Source organism: Mesorhizobium sp. WSM4816 (genome assembly GCF_055811535.1).
In genome coordinates this window covers 1-203 of sequence record NZ_JBVVQR010000137.1, presented here as the reverse complement: position 1 = coordinate 203, position 203 = coordinate 1, and the positions used below count along the sequence as shown (strand labels likewise).

At 61.6% G+C, this 203-nt stretch carries 1 protein-coding gene; it reads right to left on the bottom strand.

The genetic code is table 11. The features are described 5' to 3' along the window. A partial coding sequence (locus AC0L3H_RS33095) for a transposase (protein ID WP_473588261.1) occupies positions 1–203 on the bottom strand: 203 nt, incomplete at both ends.

Below are 203 nucleotides of genomic sequence, written 5' to 3'. Positions count from 1 at the left end.
GTAGACGGCCTTGTTGCGAACGAAGCCTTCGTCCCTGATCTTGACCCGGATCGCATCGAAGAAGATGAGCGGATAGATCGCATCCAGCGGGCGGTTCTGCCACTCGGCCACTTCCTCCAGGACGGCGTCGCGCGGGATCGACAGCGTCATCTTCGACGTGCCCGTCAGAACCGACTTCCTCGAATGGCCGTTGCGGCGATTGG